The sequence below is a fragment of the Aeromicrobium sp. 636 genome, from assembly GCF_024433585.1.
In the GTDB taxonomy this organism is placed as follows: domain Bacteria; phylum Actinomycetota; class Actinomycetes; order Propionibacteriales; family Nocardioidaceae; genus Aeromicrobium; species Aeromicrobium senzhongii.
Genome location: NZ_WNJU01000001.1, coordinates 932429 through 953038 on the forward strand (window position 1 = coordinate 932429; position 20610 = coordinate 953038).

22 protein-coding genes are annotated in these 20610 nt (G+C 71.1%); 7 read left to right on the forward strand and 15 right to left on the reverse strand.

Features of this window, described 5'->3' with window-relative positions; all coding sequences use genetic code 11:
- Positions 1–12: 12 nt before the first annotated feature.
- The 5 genes from GL325_RS04525 to GL325_RS04545 form a co-directional block, all read right to left on the reverse strand.
- Complete coding sequence (locus GL325_RS04525) at positions 13–1233, reverse strand: deoxyguanosinetriphosphate triphosphohydrolase (RefSeq protein WP_255467346.1); 1221 nt, start codon at positions 1231–1233, stop codon at positions 13–15.
- Positions 1234–1268: 35 nt separating this feature from the next.
- Positions 1269–2114: a bifunctional DNA-formamidopyrimidine glycosylase/DNA-(apurinic or apyrimidinic site) lyase gene (gene mutM / locus GL325_RS04530; RefSeq protein WP_187411820.1), complete on the reverse strand. Its 846-nt coding sequence runs from the start codon at positions 2112–2114 to the stop codon at positions 1269–1271.
- Positions 2098–2778, reverse strand: coding sequence for a ribonuclease III (gene rnc / locus GL325_RS04535; RefSeq protein ID WP_230081291.1), 681 nt, complete (start codon positions 2776–2778; stop codon positions 2098–2100). Before rnc ends, mutM begins: the two co-directional genes overlap by 17 nt.
- 68 nt (positions 2779–2846) lie before the next feature.
- The gene (rpmF, locus tag GL325_RS04540; protein WP_078700579.1) at positions 2847–3032 is read right to left on the reverse strand and encodes a 50S ribosomal protein L32; all 186 of its coding nucleotides are present in this window, start codon (positions 3030–3032) and stop codon (positions 2847–2849) included.
- Between the two features lie 2 nt (positions 3033–3034).
- Entirely contained in the window at positions 3035–3535 is a 501-nt protein-coding gene (locus GL325_RS04545; protein WP_187411819.1) for a DUF177 domain-containing protein, read from the reverse strand.
- Between the two features lie 164 nt (positions 3536–3699).
- Between GL325_RS04545 and dinB the strand changes: the two genes are divergently transcribed.
- Positions 3700–4896: a DNA polymerase IV gene (dinB, locus tag GL325_RS04550; RefSeq protein WP_255955567.1), complete on the forward strand. Its 1197-nt coding sequence runs from the start codon at positions 3700–3702 to the stop codon at positions 4894–4896.
- Positions 4897–4903: 7 nt separating this feature from the next.
- On the opposite strand, the gene coaD is transcribed toward dinB, so the two are convergent.
- Genes coaD through GL325_RS04570 form a run of 4 tightly spaced genes read right to left on the reverse strand, consistent with a single transcriptional unit; the run spans position 4904 to position 9686 of the window.
- Entirely contained in the window at positions 4904–5380 is a 477-nt protein-coding gene (gene coaD / locus GL325_RS04555) for a pantetheine-phosphate adenylyltransferase (protein ID WP_154595379.1), read from the reverse strand.
- A gap of 1 nt (position 5381) precedes the next feature.
- On the reverse strand, positions 5382–5921 hold the full coding sequence (gene rsmD, locus GL325_RS04560) for a 16S rRNA (guanine(966)-N(2))-methyltransferase RsmD (RefSeq protein WP_154595380.1): 540 nt from the start codon (positions 5919–5921) through the stop codon (positions 5382–5384).
- Positions 5918–8086, reverse strand: coding sequence for an ATP-dependent DNA helicase RecG (locus GL325_RS04565; RefSeq protein WP_187768733.1), 2169 nt, complete (start codon positions 8084–8086; stop codon positions 5918–5920). Before GL325_RS04565 ends, rsmD begins: the two co-directional genes overlap by 4 nt.
- Positions 8087–8090: 4 nt before the next feature.
- Positions 8091–9686 (reverse strand): DAK2 domain-containing protein, encoded by a 1596-nt coding sequence (locus GL325_RS04570; protein WP_187768734.1) that lies wholly within the window; start codon positions 9684–9686, stop codon positions 8091–8093.
- A gap of 109 nt (positions 9687–9795) precedes the next feature.
- Between GL325_RS04570 and rpmB the strand changes: the two genes are divergently transcribed.
- Positions 9796–9981 (forward strand): 50S ribosomal protein L28, encoded by a 186-nt coding sequence (gene rpmB / locus GL325_RS04575; protein ID WP_187411817.1) that lies wholly within the window; start codon positions 9796–9798, stop codon positions 9979–9981.
- Positions 9982–10041: 60 nt separating this feature from the next.
- Positions 10042–11451, forward strand: a complete 1410-nt coding sequence (locus tag GL325_RS04580; protein WP_187768735.1) for an amidase — start codon at positions 10042–10044, stop codon at positions 11449–11451.
- A 1-nt stretch (position 11452) separates the two neighbouring features.
- Here GL325_RS04580 and GL325_RS04585 read toward each other — a convergent pair whose 3' ends face one another.
- Complete coding sequence (locus GL325_RS04585) at positions 11453–12409, reverse strand: thiamine-phosphate kinase (RefSeq protein WP_187768736.1); 957 nt, start codon at positions 12407–12409, stop codon at positions 11453–11455.
- 79 nt (positions 12410–12488) lie between these two features.
- On the opposite strand from GL325_RS04585, the gene GL325_RS04590 reads away from it, so the two are divergent.
- Positions 12489–12725: an Lrp/AsnC ligand binding domain-containing protein gene (locus tag GL325_RS04590; protein WP_154595383.1), complete on the forward strand. Its 237-nt coding sequence runs from the start codon at positions 12489–12491 to the stop codon at positions 12723–12725.
- Positions 12726–12868: 143 nt separating this feature from the next.
- The gene (locus tag GL325_RS04595; protein ID WP_187768737.1) at positions 12869–13774 is read left to right on the forward strand and encodes an endonuclease domain-containing protein; all 906 of its coding nucleotides are present in this window, start codon (positions 12869–12871) and stop codon (positions 13772–13774) included.
- 59 nt (positions 13775–13833) lie between these two features.
- On the opposite strand, the gene GL325_RS04600 is transcribed toward GL325_RS04595, so the two are convergent.
- Complete coding sequence (locus GL325_RS04600) at positions 13834–14886, reverse strand: D-alanine--D-alanine ligase family protein (protein WP_154595385.1); 1053 nt, start codon at positions 14884–14886, stop codon at positions 13834–13836.
- Positions 14887–14920: 34 nt separating this feature from the next.
- Between GL325_RS04600 and GL325_RS04605 the strand changes: the two genes are divergently transcribed.
- Positions 14921–15949, forward strand: a complete 1029-nt coding sequence (locus GL325_RS04605; RefSeq protein ID WP_187768738.1) for a PLP-dependent aspartate aminotransferase family protein — start codon at positions 14921–14923, stop codon at positions 15947–15949.
- A 93-nt stretch (positions 15950–16042) separates the two neighbouring features.
- Here the strand turns inward: GL325_RS04605 and GL325_RS04610 are convergent, their stop codons facing one another.
- The 4 genes from GL325_RS04610 to leuC are packed head-to-tail and all read right to left on the reverse strand — an operon-like array spanning position 16043 to position 19828.
- Positions 16043–17044 (reverse strand): NAD(P)H-dependent glycerol-3-phosphate dehydrogenase, encoded by a 1002-nt coding sequence (locus GL325_RS04610; protein ID WP_154595387.1) that lies wholly within the window; start codon positions 17042–17044, stop codon positions 16043–16045.
- Positions 17044–17778, reverse strand: a complete 735-nt coding sequence (locus GL325_RS04615) for a 1-acyl-sn-glycerol-3-phosphate acyltransferase (RefSeq protein ID WP_187768739.1) — start codon at positions 17776–17778, stop codon at positions 17044–17046. Before GL325_RS04615 ends, GL325_RS04610 begins: the two co-directional genes overlap by 1 nt.
- A 41-nt stretch (positions 17779–17819) precedes the next feature.
- Positions 17820–18419: a 3-isopropylmalate dehydratase small subunit gene (leuD, locus tag GL325_RS04620; protein WP_154595389.1), complete on the reverse strand. Its 600-nt coding sequence runs from the start codon at positions 18417–18419 to the stop codon at positions 17820–17822.
- 11 nt (positions 18420–18430) lie between these two features.
- Entirely contained in the window at positions 18431–19828 is a 1398-nt protein-coding gene (leuC, locus tag GL325_RS04625) for a 3-isopropylmalate dehydratase large subunit (RefSeq protein WP_187768740.1), read from the reverse strand.
- Between the two features lie 56 nt (positions 19829–19884).
- Here leuC and GL325_RS04630 point away from each other — a divergent pair, with 56 nt between their 5' ends.
- Positions 19885–20595, forward strand: a complete 711-nt coding sequence (locus tag GL325_RS04630; protein ID WP_154595391.1) for an IclR family transcriptional regulator — start codon at positions 19885–19887, stop codon at positions 20593–20595.
- Positions 20596–20610 lie beyond the last annotated feature (15 nt).

The window sequence follows — 20610 nt, forward strand, 5'->3', positions numbered from 1 at the left end:
CGGGTCGTGGCCTCATCCGAGCACGCGGCGGCCCCACGCGACCGCCGAGGCATCGGTCAGGCTGGCGACCTGGTCGACGATCACGCGCAGCCGGTGCGCGTCGTCCGGCGCGGCCCGGAAGTCGGCGGCGAACTCGGGCTCCAGCTCGGCCTCCCCCACCTGCCGCAGGTGCGCCACGAGGGCGTGCAGCAGATCGCGCTGGTTCTCCAGATCCCGCACGCGCAGGTCGGCGCGCATGATGTGGTGCGCCGCGAGCGACTTCAGCACGTTGATCTCGTCGAGCGTCTCGGGCGGGACCTCCAGCTGGCCGTCGTAGCGGACCAGCGGACCGTGGCCCCACCGCTTGACGGTCGCCTCGTACGCGGCGCCCGCGAACCGGCCGATGAGGGCGCTCGTGAGGCTCTTGAGGACGGCCTGGGACGCCCGGTCGCCCGTGAACGGGCCCACGGGCCACTCGCCCATCGCGCGGAGCCTGGCGAGCGCCGCGTCGAGCCGGTCGTCGGTGGCCGTCGGGTCGTACCAGTCACGGGCGACGTGCCACGATCCCGGCGTGTCCAGGTCGCCCACGAGACTGAGCCACCCGCCGACGACACCGTCCTCGACGTCGTGCACGGAGTACGCGATGTCATCGGAGAGGTCCATGACCTGCGCCTCGATGGTCAGCCGGCCCTGCGTGCCGAGCCACTCGAAGACCGGGACGTCGTCGTCGTAGACGCCGAACTTCACGGTGTCGCGCTCGCCGCGGCGCCACGGGTACTTCACGCACGCCGCCAGCGTCGCCCGGGTCAGGTTGAGTCCGACGCTCTGCCCCTGCGGGCTGAACGTCTTGGCCTCGAGCCGGGTCAGGATGCGCAGGGTCTGCGCGTTGCCCTCGAAGCCGCCGATCGACGCAGCGACCTGGTCCAGCGCGATCTCGCCGTTGTGGCCGAACGGCGGATGCCCGAGGTCGTGCGCCAGCGCGGCGGAGTCGACGATCTCGGGGTCGCAGCCCAGACTCTTGCCCAGCTCGCGGGCCACCTGGGCGACCTCCAGCGAGTGGGTCAGGCGGTTGCGGACGAAGTCGTCGGTGCCGGCGCCCATGACCTGGGTCTTGCCGGCGAGGCGGCGCAGCGCGGACGAGTGCACGATCCGCGCCCGGTCCCGCTCGAACGAGCTGCGCCCGGATCGCTTCGGCGGCTCGACCACGTACCGCTCGCGCGCCTCGTCGCCGTAGACACCGATGGACTCCGTCACGCCGTCACCCTAGCGAGCAGACGGGCATGCGAAGGTCACCAGCGACCGTTGCGCGGGCGCGGCTGGCACGTCGGGCAGCGGTAGGAGGAGCGGTTCATGAACGGCTCGCGCACGATCATGTCGCCGCAGCGCTCACACGCGCGGCCCTCCTGGCCGTAGGCGTGCAGCGAGCGGTCGAAGTAGCCGCTCTGGCCGTTGACGTTGACGTAGAGGGCGTCGAACGACGTGCCGCCCTGCTGCAGCGCCTCGGTCATGACGTCGCGCACGTGACCGATCAGCGCCGTCGCCTCGGCGATGCGCAGTCCCTTGGTGTTACGGGCGTAGTGCAGCGGCGTGCGCCACAGCGCCTCGTCCGCGTAGATGTTGCCGACGCCCGAGACGAGCCCCTGGTCGAGCAGCGCCCGCTTCACCCCGGTCTGGCGGCGGCGCAGCCGCGCGACGAAGGCAGCGTCGTCGAACGCGGGATCGAGCGGGTCCAGCGCGATGTGCGCGATCTCGGTGGGCGGGTCGGTCTCGCTGATCGACATGCCACCGAAGATGCGCTGATCGGCGAAGCGCAGCTGGCGGCCGTCGTCGAGGTCCAGGACGACGCGCAGGTGTCGATGTGCCGGGGCGTCGGCGTCGCTGATGAGCGCCTGTCCGCTCATGCCCAGGTGCATCAGCACGCTGGAGCCGTCGTCCAGGCTCAGCCACAGGTACTTGCCGCGTCGATGGGCCCCGTCGACGCGGCGCGACACCAGTCGCGCGACGAAGTCGGTGGGGCCGGCGCCGTGACGGCGGAGCGACCGGGAGTCGAGCACCTCGACCGAGGTGATCGTGCGGCCGACGACATGGTCGTCCAGCCCGCGCCGGACGACTTCGACCTCAGGAAGTTCGGGCACCGTTGCTCTCGGCGCTGCCGGAAGCACGCGCATCGGCGTCGGCGTCGCTGTTGATCGCCCGCCAGGCGATCTCGGCAACCATCTGCTCGGCGTCCTTCTTGGACCGGCCCGTGCCGCCGTCGAACCGCAGGTCGTTCAGCAGGACCGAGGCGGTGAAGGTCTTGTCGTGATCGGGGCCGGTGCCCTCGAGCACGTACACGGGGACCCCGAGCCCGTGCAGGGCCGAGATCTCCTGCAACGAGGTCTTCCAGTCCAACCCCGCGCCCATCGTGGCGGCGTCGGCGATCACCGGGTCGAAGATCGTGTGGATCACGTCCGCGGCGCGCTCGATGCCGAACTCGATGAAGATCGCGCCCAGCACGGCCTCCATCGCGTCGGAGAGGATGGAGGGCTTGTCGCGCCCTCCGGAGGCCTCTTCGCCGCGACCCAGGCGCAGGTGGTCGCCCAGCCCCAAGGTGCGCGCGACCTCGGCCAGTGCCTTGGCACTGACCACGGCCGCGCGCAGCTTGGCGAGCTGGCCCTCGGGCAGGTCGGGATGACCCCGGAACAGCGTCTCGGTCACGACCAGCCCGAGCACCGAGTCGCCCAGGAACTCCAGGCGCTCGTTGTTCGGGATCTGGCCGTTCTCGTACGAGTACGACCGGTGCGTCAGGGCGTGGGTCATCAACTCGGGATCCAGGTCAGGAACCCCGAGGGTCTCACTCAGTGCCGCGAGATCGGGCACGTCGTGGGTCAGAGGACCTGGCGACGCTCGCCACGGGCGCCGTACTGGCCGCACTCGGCGCAGGCGCGGTGAGAGATCACCTTGCCGTTGCATGCCGGGTTCGCGCAGTCGACAGTGGCAACAGCCGTCGTCTTCCAGGCTGAACGGCGGTGCCGGGTGTTGCTGCGCGACATCTTCCGCTTCGGGACGGCCACGATTACTCCTCAGGTCGTTCGGTCAGTTGGGTCAGCGTCGACCACCGGGGGTCGATCGCGTCACCGTGTGTGTGATCGGGATCATCCGCGAGCCGAGCCCCACAGTCGGGGCACAGTCCCGGACAGTCCGGGTCACACAACGGGTTGTGCGGCAGTGCGAGCACCACCGCGTCCCGCAGGACGGGCTCGAGGTCGAGCAGTTCGTCCTCGAGGGCCAGTTCGTCCTCGCCCGCGCCCTCGTAGAGGTAGAGCTCCTGGAAGTCGCAGTCGAAATCCTCTTCGACGTCCTTCAAGCAGCGCACACACTCGCCGGCGGCGTGGACCGAGGCGGTTCCGGTGGCGAGAACACCTTCCATCAGGGCCTCGAGCCGCAGCTCGAGATCGATGGAGGATCCCTCGGGGACACCGAAGACCGGAAGACCGAGGTCCGCCGGTGCCTCGAGGACGAGCTCGAACGACTTCTCGGTCCCGACTTGTCGCCTCAACACCTGGGTGTCGAACACGAACGGTCCCGAAATCACGTCAAGCCCCTCATCGAATGCACTGAAAGAACCACGGCCCACAAACGGGCCAGCGTCAATCGTACCCCGCGCCGCCGCGGCGATGCCAATCGCGGTCCCCTCGGCGCGCGAGCCGGACTGTCGGACCCGGCTGGGACCATCCGAAGGTGGACCAGCAGGCGGACGGAGACCGGATCGGATCGATCCTGCACGCCGACCTGGACGCCTTCTACGCCTCGGTCGAGCAGCGTGACGATCCCACCCTGCGGGGTCGCCCCGTCATCGTCGGCGGCGGGGTCGTCCTGGCCGGCTCGTACGAGGCGCGCGCCCGCGGGGTGCGCACCGCCATGGGCGGGCGGCAGGCGCTGCGCCTGTGCCCCGAGGCCGTCGTCGTCCGGCCGCGGTTCGAGGCGTACGTCGAGGCCAGCCGGGCCGTCTTCGAGATCTTCCGCGACACCACTCCCCTGGTCCAGGCGCTCTCGATCGACGAGGCGTTCCTCGACGTCTCGGGTCTACGGCGGCTGCGCGGTCCCGCGCTGCCCATCGCCCGCGAGCTGCGCCGTCGGGTCCAGGCCGAGGTGGGACTGCCCATCTCGGTCGGTATCGCCCGCACGCCGTACCTGGCCAAGGTCGCCAGTGCCCTGGCCAAGCCCGACGGGCTGCTCGTCGTCCCCACCGACGGCGAGCTGCGGTTCCTGCACGCCCTGCCGGTCGAGCGGCTGTGGGGCGTCGGCGACGTCACGGCCGCCAAGCTGCACGCGGCACGACTGCGCCGCGTCGCCGACGTCGCCCGCCTCAGCCCCGCCGAGCTGTCGGCCATCGTCGGCCGGGCCGCCGGCCATCACCTGCACGCCTTGGCCACCGGACACGACCCGCGCCGCGTCGAGACAGGCACGCGCCGCCGGTCGATCGGCGCCCAGCACGCCCTGGGCGGACGCGGCACGTTCGCCGAGGCCGACCTCGCGCTGCTGGCCCTGTGCGACAAGGTCGGTCGGCGCCTGCGGCGTGCCGGACGCACCGCGGGCACCGTGACGGTCCGGTTCCGGTTCGGCGACTACCGCCGTTCGACCTCGTCACGCACGCTGCCCCGGCCCACCGAGAGCACCACGGCCGTCTCGGACGTCGCGCGCGGGCTGCTGCTGGCGCGCCGCGACGAGATCGAGCGCGACCAGATCACGCTCGTCGGGGTCGCGCTGTCGGGCCTGGACGACGAGGGCGTCCAGCTGGCCCTGCCGCTGGACGGCGAGGCCGATCCGGCGCTCGACCGCACGCTCGACCAGGTGGCCGAGCGGTTCGGGAACACCGCCGTGCGCCGCGGCAGTCACCTGGACCGCAGCTGGGAGCCACGCTCGCCCGTGCAGTGAGCCGGGGTCAGTGACCGAAGACCTCGTCGAGGGCGTTCATGACCTGCTTAGGCACCAGGCCGGTCACGTCGCCACCGTGCTTGGCGACCTCCTTGACCAGGCTCGAGGCGATGAACATGTAGTCGGGCGAGGTGGGGATGAACACCGTGTCGATGCCCGTGAGGTTGCCGTTCATCTGCGCCATCTGCAGCTCGTAGTCGAAGTCCGAGACCGCCCGCAGGCCCTTGACGATCGCCTGGACGTCGTTCTGGGCGCAGTAGTCGACCAGCAGACCCGAGTACGAGTCGATCGTGACGTTCTCGAGCTCGTCGGTGGCGTCGGCGATCAGCTCGATCCGGCGCTCGATCGGGAACAGGCCCGATTTGCTCTCGTTGACCAGGACCACGACGACGACCTCGTCGAACAGGAACGAGGCCCGCTCGATGATGTCGAGGTGGCCATTGGTCACCGGGTCGAAGGAGCCGGGGCACACCACGCGCGTCATGTCAGTGACCGTACCAAAGGCGGGTGTCGCCGTACGCCTTGTCCCGCAGACCCTCGAAGCCGTCCGGCCAGTCGAACGGGTCGCGCTTGGCGCGTTCGACCACGACCACCGCGTCCGGATCCAGGGCCGGGCGCAGTGCCGTGAGGAGCGCCTCGACCTCGGCGCTCGGCACCGCGTACGGCGGGTCGAGGAACACCAGGTCCCAGGGGCCGGACTCCTCGTCGACGAACCGTTGCGCCGTGACGGCGTGGACCTCGGCCGGCGCGCCGAGCTCCTTGACGTTGCGCTGGATCGTGCGAGCGGCCTTCGCGTGGGACTCGACCAGATCGGCGTGGACGGCACCGCGGGACAGCGCCTCCAGGCCCAGCGCTCCGGAGCCGGCGTACAGGTCCAGCACGCGCAGGCCGTCGAATCCGCCGAGCAGCGAGTTGAGGGACGCGAACATCGACTCGCGCACCCGGTCGGACGTGGGACGTGTGCCGTCGCCCGTGGGCACGGTCAGCCTGCGGCCGCCCCAGCGGCCCGCGATGATCCTCGTCATGCTCTCTCCAGGTAGTCGGCGCGCTCGGACTCCTCGAGCCGCCTGATCGATGCCTCCAGGTCGGGTGGGACGTCGCCCGAGGCCAGGGTCGCCACGGCGGCGTCACGCGCGGAGACGATGACCTGCTCGTCGCGCACCACCGACAACAGTTTCAGGCTGGACCGGACGCCGGACTGGCGCGCGCCCAGCACATCGCCCTCGCGCCGCAGTTCTGCGTCCAGCCGCGAGAGCTCGAAGCCGTCCGTGCTGGCCGCGACGGCCGACAGTCGCTCGCGCGCGGGGGTGCCGGCGGGCGAACCGGTGACCAGTAGGCACAGGCCGGGCTCGGAGCCTCGTCCCACGCGTCCGCGCAGCTGGTGCAGCTGCGAGACGCCGAAGCGGTCGGCGTCCATCACGATCATCATCGTGGCGTTCGGCACGTCGACGCCGACCTCGACGACGGTCGTGGCGACGAGCACGTCGAGGTCGCCCGCGGCGAAGGCGGACATCACGACGTCCTTCTCGTCGGCCGGCATCCGGCCGTGCAGGCGGCCCAGGCGCAGCCCGGCCAGCGGGCCCTGCTCGAGCGCCTCCGCGAGCTCGACCAGCCCGACGGTGGGACGCTTCTCGTCCTCGCCGTCGTCCGGCGGTGGGGTGTCCTCGTCCGCGACGGCCTCGCCGATCCGGGACACGACCACGTAGGCCTGGCGGCCGCGACCGACCTCCTCGTGGACGCGCTGCCAGGCGCGCTCGAGCCACGCCGGCTGCTCGGCCACGGGCACGACGTTGGTCTGGATCGGCTGACGTCCGGCCGGCAGCTCGCGGAGGGTCGACACCTCGAGGTCGCCGAACACGGTCATCGCGATGGTGCGCGGGATCGGGGTCGCCGTCATGACCAGCACATGAGGGCTGACCCCGTCGGCGGCGGCCGCCCGGTCCGAGAGCACCGAGCGCTGCTCGACGCCGAACCGGTGCTGCTCGTCGATGACGACGAGCCCCAGGTCGGCGAACTGCACGGTCTCCTCCAGCAGCGCATGGGTGCCGATGACGATCCCGGCCTCGCCCGAGACGATGTCCAGCAATGCCTGCTGGCGGGCCTTCGCGCCCATCGATCCGGTCAGCAACCGCACGCGGGTGGCCTCGTCCGCGCCGCCGAGCATGCCGCCCTTGGCGAGGTCGCCGAGCATCCGCTCGATGCTGCGGTGGTGCTGGGTGGCCAGGACCTCGGTGGGCGCCAGCAGGGCGGCCTGGCCGCCGGAGTCGACCACCTGCAGCATCGCCAGCAGCGCCACGATCGTCTTGCCCGAGCCGACCTCGCCCTGCAGGAGCCGGTGCATCGGATGGGCGGCGGAGAGGTCCTGGTCGATCTCGGCGGCGACCTTGGCCTGCCCCTCGGTCAGGGTGAACGGGAGTCGCTCCTCGAAGGCCACGCGGATGCCGTCGCCGCGACCGGGACGCGGGAGGGCCCGGCGTTGCTGGGTGTCGAGCCGCCGGCGGGCGAAGACCGCCTGCACCTCGAACGCCTCCTCGAAGCGCAGCCGGGTCTGGGCGAACACCCAGTCCGTCCGCTTGCGCGGCCGGTGGATGTACTCGTAGGCCGTCGCCGCGTCCAACAGGCCGCGCTCGCTGCGGACCTGCGCGGGGATGGGCTCGGGGAACGTGTCGACGACGTCGAGGGCCAGGTGCACCGAGCGCTCGACGTCCCACGAGGTCAGGCCCGAGCCGGCCGGATAGATCGGCAGCGCCGTGCCGCCACGCCCCAGGTCGGCCAGCGTCTTGCCCGGGGGCAGCTCGCGCATCTGCGGCGAGGCCAGCTGCAGCCGGCCCTGGTAGACCGAGACCTCGCCGGAGAGCAGCTGCTGGCTGCCCACCGGCGTCTTGGCGATGGCGAACTGGTTGAAGAAGACGGCCTCCATCGTCGAGCTGCCGTCCGACAGCGTCACGACGACCCGGAACATGCGCGGGTTGTTGCGAAAGGACAGCTTCTTGACGTCGAGGACGGTCGCCACGAAAGCCACGATCTGGCCGGGCTCGAGATCGTCGAACGAGTCGGCGTGCTCCAGGTCGATGTACCGGCGCGGGAAGTGGCGCAGCAGGTCGCCGACGGTGCGGTGTCCGAACGCCTTCTCGAGCTTCTTGGCCGAGTCGCCCACGACCTTGGACAGGCGGGTGTCGAAGTCGATCACGAGGTCACTCCACCGCCAGGAACAGCGAGTAGGTGCCCTGGTCGCCCTCGAGGACCTCGACGTCGACGTGGGGCGCGTCGCGGCGGACCCGGGCGGCGAGCTCGTCGCTGACCTGCGGCTCGCAGTCACGGCCCAGGACCAACGTGACCATCTCGGCGGTGGCCAGGTCGAGGCGTTGGAGGATCTCGTACGCCACGTCGGCCTGCGAGGCGCCGATGATCGCGAAGTCGCCGTTGACGACGCCGAGCACGTCGCCGGCCCGGCAGGGTCCGGCCATGGTGATGCCGTCCTCGGCCGCGATCGTGATCGCGCCGTGCCGGGTCGCGCCCGCCGCGTTCGACATGGCGACCACGACGACGTCGAAGGGGCGCCCGGGATCGTGGACCGCCAGCGCGGTGAGCGCCTGGACCTGCACGGTCGTCGGCAGCACCGCCACCCGTGCGCCGCCGTCGCGAGCGGACGCCGCAGCCGCCTCGAACATCGCGATGTGGCCACTGCGGTTCGGCAGGCAGATCACCTCGTCGGCCTTGCTGTCGCGGATCGCCTCGGCCACGGTGGCGACGCTCAACGGCTCGTCGGGACCGAACAGCAGGGGGGTGCCGCCGGCGCGGCGCGTGAGGTCGGCCAGGCCCGGTCCGGTGACGGCACTGATGATGACGCGGCCGCCCGTGACGGGCGTGGCGCGGGCAATCTGGTCGGCGAAGTGGGTGACCGAGATCTGGAACGGGGAGCCGGCACCGATGCCCGCCTCGATCGCCGCGCCGACGTCGTCGACGTGGACGTGGACGTTCCACAACCCCTCGCCCCCGACCACCACGAGGCAGTCACCCAGCGGCTCGAGCGCCTCGCGCAGCGCCGGGATCCGCTCGTCGGGGGTGCGCAGCAGGAACATGACCTCGTAGGCCGGGCCGTCCTCGTCCAGGTCCGAGCCCGGCTCGATGAGGGGCACCGGCACCGTGGCGGGCCGGGGCGACGGGACGCGACCGGTCAGCGCGAAGGCGACGGAGTCCAGCACCACCACGAGGGCTCGCCCACCCGCGTCGACGACACCGGCCCGCGCGAGCTTCTCGAACTGCGTCGGCGTCAGCGCGAGGGCCTCGCGGGCGGCTCCGGCCGCCTCGTCGAACACGCGCTTGGGGTCGTCGTCGGTCGCTGCGGCCGCCCGGGCGGCCCGGGCGGCAGCGGCCGCCACGGTGAGGATCGTGCCCTCCTGGGGGCGGCCGACCGCGGCGTAGGCGGCGGCGGAGGCCGCGCCGAGCGCCTCGGCCACGTCCTCGGCGGACAGTCCGTCGACGCAGCCGCGCAGCACCCGCAGGCTGCCTCGGACCAGCTCGGCCAGGATCGTGCCGCAGTTGCCGCGCGCGCCCATCAGCAGACCCTCGGCGAAGGCCCGCATCGTCTCGAGCGGCGTCGCCTCGGCCGGGAGCGCATCGATCGCCTCGACCCCCGAGACGAACGTGAAGTACGCGTTCGTGCCGGTGTCGCTGTCCGGCACGGGGAAGACGTTGAGCGCGTCGATCTCGTCGCGGGCGACGGCCAGGGACTCGGTGCACAGGCGGGCCCAGGCGCCGAAGCGCTCACTCTCGATCCGCAGGGCCATGGGGGTGAGCCTATCGAGGAGTGGCCGGGACTCGATTCGCGCTGGCCGTGTCGTGTCAGGTATGGTGGAGAGGTTGTATTTCCCCCGATCTAGTTCAGGAGTGGTCGCCGTGGCAGCCGTCTGCGATGTGTGCGGCAAGGGACCGGGCTTCGGCCATAACGTGTCTCACTCGCACCGACGTACCAAGCGTCGTTTCGATCCGAACATCCAGCGCGTCCGCGCCACCGTCGAGGGCACTCCGAAGCGGCTCAACGTCTGCACGGGTTGCCTCAAGGCTGGCAAGGTCTCGCGCTGAGCGTTCGGCACTTTTCATGACAACGGCGGCCCTCGGGCCGCCGTTGTCTATTCTCACGGGGTGACCCGAACCCATGCCTTCACCGACGACGTCCTCGCCGACCACGACGCCGTCGCCGTGGCCCAGCTCATCTCCTCGGGAGCCATCAGCGCCTCCGAGGCCCTCGAGGCCTCGCTCGCCCGCATCGATCGGGTCGATCCGACGCTGAACGCCATCGCGCACGACGACCGTGCGCGCGCCGCCGTCCGGGCCGAGGAGCCGCTCGCCGAGGGCGCCCCGTTCGCGGGCGTGCCGAGCCTGATCAAGAACAACACCGACTTCAAGGGCCTGCCCACCCAGCAGGGCTCGGCAGCCGTGCCCGCGACCCCCGCCGACTCCCACGAGGAGTTCACCGAGCAGTTCCTCGCGACCGGCGTCAACGTCGTCGCCGCCACCACGCTGCCGGCCTTCGGTCTGACCGCCTCGACCGAGTTCGTCGACCGCGAGCCCACCCGCAACCCGTGGGACCCCCGGTACTCCAGCGGCGCCTCCTCGGGCGGCTCTGCGGCGCTCGTCGCGGCCGGCGCGGTGCCGATCGCGCACGGCAACGACGGCGGCGGCTCGATCCGCATCCCCGCCGCCGCCTGCGGCTTGGTCGGGCTGAAGACGACCCGCAACCGCCTCGCGTCGGCCAAGGCGATGAAGGACGCGCCGCTGGACATCGTCGCCAACGGCGTGATGACCCGTAGCGTGCGCGACACTGCCGTGTTCCTGGCCGCCGCCGAGCGGTACCGCCCGGTCCCTCGCCTCCCGCGCGTCGGCCTGGTCGAGGGACCCGCGAAGCGCCGGCTGCGGGTCGGTCTCGTCACCGCCACCTTGCACGGCGAGCAGCTGGACGAGGACAGCACGCGCGAGCTGCTCCGCGTCGCCGACCTCGTCTCGTCGCTGGGCCACGAGGTCGTCGACATGCCGATCCCGGTGGATCCGACCTTCGAGCGCCACTTCGTCCAGTACTGGCGCACCCTGGCCTTCTCGCTGGACTACACCGGCCGGTTCGTGGTGTCGCGCGACTTCGACCGCAGCAAGGTCGACCCGTTCACGCGCGGGCTCGCCCGGGCGTTCCTGCGCAACTTCTGGCGCACGCCCGGCGCGCTCGTCGCGTTGAAGCGCTCGGCCCGCCAGTACAGCGAGGTCTTCGCCGACTGGGACGTCGTCCTCAGCCCGACGCTGGGCCACACGACGCCCGAGATCGGCTGGCTCGACCCCGGCGTGGAGTTCGAGGAGGCGTTCGCCCGGCTGCGCACCTACGTGGCCTACACGCCGCTCAACAACGCCTCGGGCGGTCCCGCGATCAGCCTGCCGCTGGGACGCACCTCGCAGGACCTGCCGCTGGGTCTGCACTTCTCGGCCGACCACGGCGACGAGCGCACGCTGCTGGAGCTGGCCTTCGAGCTCGAGGCGGCCTCGCCCTTCGCGCGGATCCAGGACTGACTCAGGTCCAGTGCCGGTGGCCGCGGCCGCCCTCCCAGGGGGCTCCGGCGACCGTGACGCCCTCGCCCGACCGGACGACGCCGATCCGCGTCCACCCCTCGGGCAGGGTCGCGTCGGCCGGGAAGGTGGCGGCCAGGGCGTAGTCGTCGCCGCCGCTCAGGACGAAGCCCAGCGGGTCGACGCCGCCCAGCGCCCCGGCGACGGTCTGCACGGCGTCGAGGATCTCGAACGAGGTCGGGTCGACGTCGATCGCGACCTTGCTGGCTCGGGCGACGTGGCCGAGGTCGGCCAACAACCCGTCGCTGACGTCGATCATCGAGGTGGCTCCGGCGACGGCGGCCGCCGGACCCGCGGCGTAGGGCGGGTGCGGGGCGCGGTGCTCGTCCACGGCGGCCTTGGGCGAGCGGAAGCCGCGGCTGAGCGCGCCGTAGCCGGCCGAGGCCAGGCCCAGCGTGCCGGCGAACGCGACCTGGTCGCCGGGCTGGGCGCCCGATCGCGTCACGGGACGCTCGGCGTCCCCGAGGGCGGTGATCGAGATGACGACCTGGTCGGCCGCCGACATGTCTCCGCCGACGATCCGCGCGCCCACCTTGGCGCACTCCTCGACCATGCCGCTGACGAGATCGGTGACCCACGAGACCGGCGTGTCACCGGGCGCGGCGAACGCCACCAGCAGCGCGGTGGCCACCCCGCCCATCGCGTTGATGTCGGACAGGTTGGCCGCGACGGCCTTGCGTCCGATGTCGGTGGCCGTGGACCAGTCGCGACGGAAGTGCCGGCCCTCGATGAGGATGTCGGTCGCGGTGACGTAGGTGCCGTCCGCGGTCGCGATGTGCGCCGCGTCGTCCCCGGGTCCCACGAGCACGTAGTCGCTGGTGCCGAGCTGCTCCCGCACCAGGTCGATCAGCGCGAACTCGCCGACGTCGGCAATGGTCTGGTCGTTCTGTCGCTGGGTCACGGGGTCATTGTCTCAGCCCGGCGCACCCGTCCCGGGTGACTGCGATAGCGTGTCATGGCCCGAACGAAAGGACGTCCCCATGGCCGTTCACGCCTACATCCTCGTCCAGACCGAGGTCGGCAAGGCCGCCGAGGTCGCCGCCGCCATCGCCCAGATCCCCGGGGTCGAGCAGTCCGAGGACGTCACCGGTCCCTACGACGTCATCGTCCGCGCCGAGGGCCCTTCCGTCGACGAGCTCGGCACGCTGGTCGTCTCGCAGATCCAGCGCGTCCCCGGCATCACCCGCACCCTGACCTGCCCCGTCGTCCGCATCTGACCTCTCCCCCGTCCCGAGATTTGCTCTGATTCACACCTTTCAAGACCTGTGAAAGGTTGAAATCAGAGCACATCTCGGTGCCCGGGTGAGTTCGGCTGTGGACAGCGGTCACGTGCCCGGCTGACGTCGGCACGCTGGCGGGCATGGCCCGTCTCGCCGATCTGCCGGAAGAGTTCACGAACGCGGTGTTCTCGCGCCGGCAGGCACTCGCCGCCGGACTCACCGATCGCGTGCTGCGCGGTCCGAGGTGCGCGCCGGTCGCGCCCGCTTGGTACCGGTACGCCACCACCGACCTGACGCCCGAGCTGGCGGCCCGCTCCGGCCTCGGCTGGCTCGGCGCCGAGGCGGGACTGAGCCACACCAGCAACCTGGCGTGGCGTGGACTCGAGATGCGCGCCGTGGTTCCGGTGCACCTGGCCACCCGCCGTCGGGTCGACCGGGCAGCCGACGGGTTCGTGGTCCATCGGTTCCAGGGCCCGCTGTTCCTCGAGGAGGTCCGCGGGCTGCCCTTGGTCGGCGCGGCCCGGACCTTCGTCGACTGCGGCACCCTCCTGTCATGGCGGGAGCTGGTCGTCGTGGGTGACTGGATGATCTCGACCGGCCTCATCGCGCGGCTCGATCTGCTGGCGTTCGTCCACGACGTCCACTTCGACGGCGTCCAGCGGGCGCGACGCGCGATGGAGTGGGTCCGCGACGGCTCGGCTTCACCCCAGGAGTCGCGAGTCCGACTCGAGCTCGTCCGCGCCGGTCTCCCTGAACCCGAGTTGAACGCGCTGATCACGGACCGCCACGGCGGCTTCCTGGCCTACGGGGACCTGGTCTATCGCGCCGAGCGGCTCGTCGTGGAGTACGACGGCTGGCAGCACGAACGCGACGCCCGCCAGCGCCAGCACGACCTGCGCCGGCGCGAGGTGCTCGAGGGCGAGGGCTGGCGCGTCATCGTCGTCACCGCCGCCGACCTGGAGAACCCGACGATGGTGGTGAACCGGCTCGTGGCCGCCCTCCAGCGCGCGAGATTTGCTCCCATCTCGACGTTTCAGCGCCGCTGAAAGGGAAGAAATGGAGCAAATCTCGGGACGGGGCGGGGAGGTGCGGCAGAGCCGCGGGGTCAGCGCAGGCCGAGGGGGCGCTGCAGGGCCAACTGGATGAGGCGCTCGACCAACTCGGGGTAGTCCACGCCCGACGCCGCCCAGAGCTTGGGGAACATCGAGAACGGCGTGAACCCGGGCATCGTGTTGATCTCGTTGATCACCAGGCCGCCACCGACGCTGTCGGTGAGGAAGAAGTCCACCCGCGCCAAACCCTCGCAGCCGATCGCGTCGAAGGCCTGCAGCGCGTACTCGCGGATCCGCTGACGCACCGACTCGGGCAGGTCAGCCGGCACGACGTTGGTGCTGGTTCCGTCGAGGTACTTGGCCTCGAAGTCGTAGTACTCGTGATCGGCCTCGGCGGCCACGACGATCTCGCCGACCTCGCTGGCGATCGGCATGCCGTGCTCGTCCTGGATCACGGCGCACTCGACCTCGCGCTTGCCGTTCGCCGCCGACTCGACGATGACCTTGGGATCGAACGTCCGAGCCGTCTCGACCGCGACGTCAAAGTCCTCCCAGTGGTGCACCGGGGTGACGCCCGAGCTGGAGCCGGCGCGCGCGGGCTTGACGAACACCGGCAATCCGAGCGCGTGGACCCGGGCCCGGACGCGGTCGCGCTTGGCGTCCCACTCCCACGGCTGGATCGTCACGTACGGCAGCTGTGGCAGACCGGCGGCCGAGAACACGGTCTTGGTGAAGGGCTTGTCCATGCCCACGGCGCTGGCCAGCACGCCCGCGCCGACGTAGCGGACTCCGGACAGCTCGAGCATGCCCTGGACGGTGCCGTCCTCACCCCACGGGCCGTGCAGCAGCGGGAAGACGACGTCGAGATCACGGATGCGGTCCCACGAGAACGGAGGCATGTCGTCGCGGACCTTCGGCAGGACGCCGGGCTCGAGGTCGTCCCAGACGGCGGTCTCCTCGACCCACCGGCCGTCGGTCGTGATCCCCACGGGGACGACGTCGTACCGGTCGCGGTCGATGACAGCGAGCACCTCCCGCGCCGTCAGGCACGAGACACCGTGCTCACTGGACTGGCCTCCGAAGACAACGGCGATCGTGGTGCGCATCGATTCGACTCTACCCGCCTGTGACACTGGAACCATGCAGCCCGACACCGTGACCGTCATCGCAGGTCGCCCGGCCAAGCAGCCCGGCACGCCGCTGAACGCCCCCATCACCCTCGCGAGCTCGTTCCACGCCGGTGGCGACTTCGAGTACGGCCGCCACGGCAACCCGGCCTACGAGTCGTTCGAGCAGGTCGTCGGTGCGCTCGAGGGCGGCCGTGCCCTGGCCTTCGCCTCGGGCATCGCGACGGCCGCGGCCACCCTAGGACTGGTCGAGCCGGGCGCGGTCGTGGTGCTCCCCCGTCATGGCTACAACGGCACGACGAGCCTCGTGCAGAGCGGGCCGTACGAGGTGCGCCTGATCGATCCGTCGGACACCGAGAGCAGCATCGAGGCCTTCGCCGGCGCCGACCTGGTCTGGCTCGAGTCGCCCACCAACCCGGCGATGGAGGTCGGCGACCTGCCGACGCTCGTCGCCGCCGCGAAGGACGCCGGCGCCCTCGTCGCCGTCGACAACACCTTCCGCACTCCCCTGCGCGATCGGCCGCTGTCGTACGGCGCCGACATCGTGGCCCACTCGGCCTCGAAGCTGCTCGGCGGGCACAGCGACCTCGTCCTCGGCGTCATGGCGACCGCCGACGACGCACTGTTCGAGCGCCTGCTGCAGCACCGGTCGCTGCACGGCGCCATCCCCGGCGCGCTGGAGAGCTTCCTGGCCGCACGCGGCGTCCGCACCCTCGCCGTCCGGCTCGACCGTGCCGAGTCCAGCGCGGCGATCCTGGCCGACCGGCTCAAGGCCCACCCGGCCGTCGCCGAGGTCCGCTACCCGGGCTTCGGGACCATGGTGTGCTTCGTGATCGACGACGCCGAGCACGCCCAGCGCGCGACGGAGGCCAGCCGCGTCATCACCCACGCCACCAGCCTGGGCGGCGTCGAGTCGACGTGGGAACGCCGGCGCCGCTTCCCCGCCGAGCCGGAGACCATCCCCGCGGGCCTGATCCGGCTCAGCGTCGGCATCGAGGCCGTCGAGGACCTCTGGGCCGACATCGAGAACGCCCTGGGCTGAGCACCAGACACCCTCCAGCCCCGAGATTTGCTCCGCATCTCACCTTTGAGCCCGGCTCAAAGGTCAGTTTGGGAGCAAATCTCGGGACGGGGGTCAGCGGGTCTCGGCCTTGGCCGAGCGGCTGATGAGGGTCTCGACGAGCTCGGTCGGGGTCATGGTGCCGTCGACGAGGGCGCGGACGTGCTCGACGATCGGCATGTCGACGCCGTGCAGGCGCGCAAGCTCGGCGACCGAGACGCAGGACTTCACGCCCTCGGCCACCTGGCGCGTCTGCGAGGTGATCTCCTCGACGGTCATGCCACGGCCGAGCTTCTCGCCGAAGGTGCGGTTGCGCGACAGCGGCGAGGAGCACGTGGCGACGAGGTCGCCCAGACCGGCCAGGCCCATGAACGTCATCGGGTCGGCGCCCATCGCGAGCCCCAGACGCGCCGTCTCGGCCAGGCCGCGCGTGATGACCGAGGCCTTGGTGTTGTCGCCGAAGTCCAGGCCGTCGCACACCCCGACCGCCAGGCCGATGATGTTCTTGACCGTGCCGGCCAGCTCGCAGCCGACGACGTCCTGGTTCGTGTAAGGGCGGAACGCCGGGGTGTGGCAGTACTTCTGCAACTGCAACGCCACGGACTCGTCGGCGCACGCGACGACACTGGCGGCCGGCTCGCGGCGCGCGATCTCCTTGGCGAGGTTGGGCCCGGTGATCACCGCGATCCGCTCGGGACCGGCGCCGGTGAGCTCGGCGATGACCTCGCTCATGCGCAGGTGCGACCCCAGCTCGACGCCCTTCATCAGGCTGACCATCACGGCCGACGGATCGATGAGGTGGCCCCACGACTCGAGGTTGGCGCGCAGCGTCTGCGACGGCACGGCGAGCACCACGATCGAGGCGCCGGCCAGGGCCGTCGCGGGATCGGTCGTGGCGCGGATGGTCTCGGGCAGCTCGAGACCAGGGAGGTACTCGGTGTTCTCGTGACGCTCGTTGATGTTGGCGCAGGTCTCCTCACGACGTCCCCACAGGTGGACGTCGTGGCCGGCGTCGGCCAGCACGATCGAGAAGGCGGTGCCCCAGGACCCGGCTCCCATGACTGCAGCAGTGACCATCAGCTCTCCTCATATCGGGTCTTGGGCTTGCCCAGCGTGCGGACGTCGATGCGTGGCGAGGTGGGTACCTCGCCACGGATCTGCGACTGCAGCGCCGTGATGGCGTCCATCAGCCGATCGGTCGCGGCGTGGAACTGGGCCTGAGTGGGGTGATCACCCAGGTCGGACAAGTCGATGGGCGCACCGGCGAACACGTGGATCGTCTTGCGCGGGAACAGCCGGAACTCGCGCCGGTACGGCCACATGATCTCCTGCGGGCCCCACTGGGCCACGGGCACGAGCGGCACGCCCGCGGCGTGCGCGGTGCGGACGGCGCCGTCGCGGCCCGACATCGGCCATCCCTGCGGATCGCGCGTCATCGTGCCCTCGGGGTAGATCGTGACGATCGAGCCCGAGGCGGCGGCGTGGATCGCGGCCCGCAGCGACTCGGCGGCCAGGCCGGTGCCCCGGTACACCGGGATCTGCTCGGCCATCCGCAGCAGCCGGCCGATGACCGGCACGGCGAAGAGCGGGTCCTTGACCAGGAAGCGCGGCGGGATGTCGTGGTCGACGAGCCAGTGGCCGAGCAGGAACGGATCGGTGTACGACAGATGATTGGCCGCGATGACGTACCCGCCGGACGTCGGCAGATGCTCGTCGCCGCGCCAGTCGCGACGGGTCACGACCATGAAGATCGGTCGCAGGATCCACACGACCACCCGGAGCACGGGTGGCAGGGGACGCGTGCGTGACATGGGACGACCCTAGTACGGCCGTCCCATGTCAGGCGCGAGCGTCAGAGCGTCGCGGGCTTGAAGCTCGGACGCTTCGCCTCGTAGGCGGCGATGTCGTCCGCGTGGCCCAGCGTGATGCCGATGTCGTCGAGGCCCTCGAGCAGACGCCAACGCGTGTAGTCGTCGATCGTGAACGAGTCCTCGATCCGGTCGACGCCCTCGCCGGCCGAGACCGTGCGCGACTCCAGGTCGACACTGATCTGAGCGCCCGGGTTGGCCTCGAGGTACGCCCACAGCGCGGCGACGACCTTCTCGTCGACCTGCGCCGCCAGCAGCCCGGCCTTGCCCGAGTTGCCCCGGAAGATGTCACCGAAGCGCGGGCTGATGATGACCTTGAAGCCGTAGTTCTGCAGGGCCCACACGGCGTGCTCGCGCGAGGAGCCGGTGCCGAAGTCCGGACCGGCGACCAGCACGGTGGCGTTCTGGTAGGCGGGCTGGTTCAGCACGAACTCGGGATCGTTGCGCCACGCGGCGAAGAGACCGTCCTCGAAGCCCGTGCGGGTGACGCGCTTCAGGTACACCGCGGGGATGATCTGGTCGGTGTCGACGTTGCTGCGGCGCAGCGGGGCGCCGACGCCGGTGTGCGAGATGAACTTGTCCATGGTGTGCGTCCTCAGAGCTCGGCCGGCGAGGCCAGGTGGCCCGTGACGGCGGTGGCGACGGCGACGTCGGGCGAGACCAGGTGGGTCCGGCCACCCTTGCCCTGACGGCCCTCGAAGTTGCGGTTGGAGGTCGAGGCACTGCGCTCGCCCGGCGTGAGCTGGTCGGGGTTCATGCCCAGGCACATCGAGCAGCCCGCGCCACGCCATTCGGCGCCGGCCTCCTTGAAGACGACGTCGAGGCCCTCCTCCTCGGCCTGCAGGCGCACCCGCACCGAGCCGGGGACGACCAGCATGCGCGTGCCGTCGGCGACCTTCTTGCCCTTGATCAGGTCGGCGGCGCGACGCAGGTCGCTGATGCGGCCGTTGGTGCACGAGCCGACGAAAACCGTGTCGACCGTGATGTCACGCATCGGCGTGCCGGCCTCGAGGCCCATGTAGCGCAGCGCGTTGGCCGCGGCCTCGCGCTCGTCCGGGTCCGCGAAGTCGTCCGGGTTCGGGACCAGGCCCGACAGCGCGACGCCCTGACCGGGGTTGGTGCCCCACGTGACCCACGGCGTGACCTGCGAGGCGTCGATCGTGACGACCTTGTCGAAGTGGGCGTCCGCGTCGGAGACGAGGCCCTTCCAGTACTCGACGGCGGCGTCCCAGTCGGCGCCCTGCGGCGCGTGCGGGCGGCCCTGGATGTAGTCGAACGTCGTCTGGTCCGGAGCGATGAGGCCTGCCTTGGCGCCCCACTCGATGCTCATGTTGCAGATCGTCATGCGCTCTTCCATCGAGAGCTTGCGGATCGCCTCACCGCGGTACTCGACGATGTAGCCCTGGCCGCCGCCGGTGGTCTCCTGGGTGATGAGCGCCAGGATCAGGTCCTTCGCGGTGGTGCCCGGGGGCAGGTCGCCGACGACGTCGACGGCCATCATCTTGGGCTTGGCCTGCGACAGCGACTGGGTGGCCAGGACGTGCTCGACCTCGCTGGTGCCGATGCCGAAGGCGATCGAGCCGAACGCGCCGTGCGTCGAGGTGTGCGAGTCGCCGCACACGATCGTCATGCCCGGCTGGGTCAGGCCCAGCTGCGGCCCGACGACGTGGACGATGCCCTGCTCGATGTCGCCCATCGGGTGCAGGCGGACGCCGAACTCGGCGCAGTTGCGGCGCAGCGTCTCGACCTGCGTGCGCGACACGGGGTCGGCGATCGGCTTGTCGAGGTCGGTCGTCGGGATGTTGTGGTCCTCGGTCGCCAAGGTGAGGTCGGGACGACGCACACTGCGCCCGGAGAGACGCAGTCCGTCGAACGCCTGCGGGCTCGTGACCTCATGGAGCAGGTGGAGGTCGATGAACAGCAGGTCCGGCTCTCCCGGGGCGGAACGGACGACGTGGTCGTCCCAGATCTTCTCAGCGAGCGTCTTGCCCATGATTCTCTCTCAGTTCGGGGGTTGCGTCTCACAATGCGATACGGCAGTATCAAGACATGGACAACTCTAGCGGAGTCGGCGTTCTTGACAAAGCCGCCCTCGTACTGGCGGCGCTCGAGCCGGGACCGGCGACGCTGGCCGGTCTGGTGACCGCCACGGGCCTGGCACGGCCCACCGCACACCGCCTCGCGGTGGCCCTGGAACACCACCGACTGGTGGCGCGCGACATGCAGGGTCGCTTCATTCTAGGCCCGCGGTTGTCCGAGCTGGCCGCTGCTGCGGGCGAGGATCGACTGCTCGCCGCCGCCGGCCCCGTCTTGGCTCGACTGCGCGACATCACGGGCGAGTCCGCCCAGCTGTTCCGACGTCAGGGCGACCACCGCGTGTGCGTCTCGGCCGCCGATCGGCCGACCGGTCTGCGCGACTCGATCCCCGTCGGCAGCCAGCTGACGATGTCGGGGGGCTCCGCCGCCCAGGTCCTGCTGGCGTGGGAGGACCCCGAGCGCATGAACAAGGGCCTCATGAAGGCCACGTTCTCGGCCGCCGAGCTGTCCGCCGTGCGCAAGCGCGGCTGGGCGCAGAGCGTCGGCGAGCGCGAGCCGGGCGTCGGCTCGGTCTCGGCCCCCGTCCGCTCCCCCAGTGGCAAGGTCGTCGCCGCGGTGTCGGTCTCGGGTCCCCTGGAGCGCCTCACCCGCCAGCCCGGTCGCATGCACGCGCCGGCCGTCGTGGCGGCTGCCGAGAAGCTCTCGCAGAACCTGCGTCGCTGACCCCCGCGGAGCAGA